This window comes from Candidatus Hepatincolaceae symbiont of Strigamia maritima (assembly GCF_055505085.1).
This window is the reverse complement of the sequence record NZ_DBKDTU010000105.1, coordinates 1-2,391: the sequence shown is the minus strand read 5'-3', so window position 1 is coordinate 2,391 and position 2,391 is coordinate 1. Positions and strand designations below refer to the sequence as shown.

The following is a 2,391-nucleotide window of genomic DNA, read 5'->3' as shown; positions in this document are numbered from 1 at the left end:
AACTCTATTATATACAAAAGATTTTAGCTTATTTTTAAAAAAACTAATAAAACTTTCTTTTAATCGCGAATCTTTTATAAGGAAACAATATTCTAAGAGTTGTTTTTCTGCCTTTTTATTATGTTCCGGAATAAATAAATCTTTATCTTTAATTACCTTATTCCAAAGAATTTGTGATATTAACTGTCCTGTATTTAATAGTTCTCTAAAGGATTCTTTAGAATTTGCTCTAATATAGGTATCAGGATCTTCTTGATTAGGAAGAAACACGAATTTTGGGATTATGCCTGCACTCAGAATTGGCAAATATAATTCTACAGTTCGATAACTAGCTTTAATACCCGCCGGGTCCCCGTCAAAACAAAAAATAGGTTCACTATCATACTTATGTATTAAATTTAATTGTTCAACTGTGAGAGAAGTTCCAAGCGGAGCAACTGATGTGTTTATACCATATTGATGTAAAGCAATCACATCAAAATAGCCTTCTACAATTATTAAGTGATTCTCTACTTTGATATGTTTGATAGCTTTCTCTAAAGAATATAAATTATAACTTTTATAGAAAATAGGAGTTTCTTTAGAATTTTTGTACTTAGGTAAATCCTCTCCTACTGCCCTGCCCCCAAAAGCAATAATTTTATTAGTAACATTTTTGATGGGAAACATAATCCTTTTCCTAAAAGAATCATATTCCTTATCCTCATATTTATTTCGAAGCCCTACTTCTATAATATCTTTTTCTTGAAATCCCTGTTCTTTTAAATATTCAAACAACATATTATAAGAATTAGGTGCTATTCCTAAGTTAAATTCTTTAATAATAGTAGGAGTTAAACCTCTTTGGTACAAATACTCCAGTGCATCTTTCCCTTGATGTAGAAATAACTGTTTATGAAAAAATGCCGTGGCAACTTCCATTAACTTGTATAAATCATGTTTTATTTCCCCCTGCAATTGATTAACATTAACTGAATTTATGATGATTCCAGCTTGTTTAGCTAAAACTTCTACTGCTTCTTTAAAAGATAACTTTTGAGTTTCCATTACAAAATTAAAAATATTACCTTTAGCCCCACAACCGAAACAATGATACAAAGATTTTTCCTGATTAAGCCAAAAAGAAGGAGTTTTCTCAGAATGAAAAGGACACAATCCGTTATATTCTCTACCTTTTTTAGTAAGTTTAGTTTTAGTTCTAACAATATCTACAATAGATAATTTATGCTGAATCTCTTCTAACAGGTTATTTTTTAGTTCCAAATATTAACCCTATAATTTTTTTAAGAATCGTTATCTCTAACTTAATTTTTCTTTAACTTTTTTTGCAACAACAGCTAGATCTATTCTACCCACATAGTTTTTTTTGATAGTGTTTACAACTATTGACATAGACTTAATAGATTTATCTTCAAGTTTATAAATTATTTCATCTATTATAACGTTAAGCTCTTCATCAGACAAGGCTTTAGGTAAAAAATACTTGATAATTTTAATTTCTAATTGCTCTTTATATACTAATTCATCTCTAGTAGCTTTAGTATATTGTGTAATACTGTCATTACGTTGTTTAATCATAGATTGTAAGAGTACTAGAATATCTTCATCAAGTATCAGAGTGGCATCACCTTTACCCCTACTCTCAATATCTTTATCCCTAATAGCCGCTAGAACTAAACGAATAGTAGAAATTTTAGTTTTATTCGGGATTGTTTCATATAACACCTTCTCTATTGGTACTACTGCTTCATTTTCCGGCTTTGAGTTATCCTTTAGGGCAGATACTAATTCTGATTTGAGTATTTCTCTAATATCCATAATGTCCTTTATATATTTTTAACAAGAAGTATCTAACTATTTTATTACTTATCTTTTAAAATAAAAGGAAAAAATTTACTATTAACAAATTTACTATTTTAACCTATATTATATAATTAATCTTGATATTATTCCTGAAATAGTATATGGTAATTTTTAAAGTTAATAGAACTTAATATATTAAAATTTAAGATTAAAGTTGGGGCATTAAATATGCATAAAATTCCTATGACATCTCAAGGATTACACATGTTAGAAGCTGAAAGAAACAAATTAAAACATATAGAAAGACCTGATATTATTAAAGCAATAGCAGCTGCACGGGAACTTGGTGATTTATCAGAAAATGCTGAATATCATGCAGCTCGTGAAAGACAAAGCTTTATTGAAGGTAGAATTCAAGAATTAGATGATGTTATAGCTAGAACAGAAGTAATTATTCCTAACACAATACAAAGTAATAAAATAATGTTTGGAGCAACTGTTTTATTATTAGATTTAGATAAACAAAACACTCGGTCTTATCAAATTGTAGGAGAATACGAAGCACGTGTAGAGAAAGGATTAATTTCT

The 2,391-nt window shown here is 28.3% G+C and carries 3 protein-coding genes; 1 reads left to right on the top strand and 2 read right to left on the bottom strand.

What is annotated here, in order from left to right; genetic code table 11:
• Positions 1–1,263, bottom strand: a 1,263-nt coding sequence (gene dnaG / locus ACQCX0_RS02555; RefSeq protein ID WP_462562597.1) for a DNA primase, incomplete at its 3' end; no start/stop codon positions are given.
• A 36-nt stretch (positions 1,264–1,299) separates the two neighbouring features.
• Positions 1,300–1,818 (bottom strand): GatB/YqeY domain-containing protein, encoded by a 519-nt coding sequence (locus tag ACQCX0_RS02550; RefSeq protein ID WP_462562596.1) that lies wholly within the window; start codon positions 1,816–1,818, stop codon positions 1,300–1,302.
• 213 nt (positions 1,819–2,031) lie between these two features.
• Here ACQCX0_RS02550 and greA point away from each other — a divergent pair.
• The coding region (gene greA, locus ACQCX0_RS02545; RefSeq protein WP_462562595.1) for a transcription elongation factor GreA at positions 2,032–2,391 on the top strand (360 nt) is incomplete at its 3' end.

Coding starts and splice junctions, on each gene's coding strand:
- ACQCX0_RS02550 (WP_462562596.1), bottom strand. CDS start 1,818: ATGGATATTAGAGAAATACTCAAATCAGAATTAGTATCTGCCCTAAAG.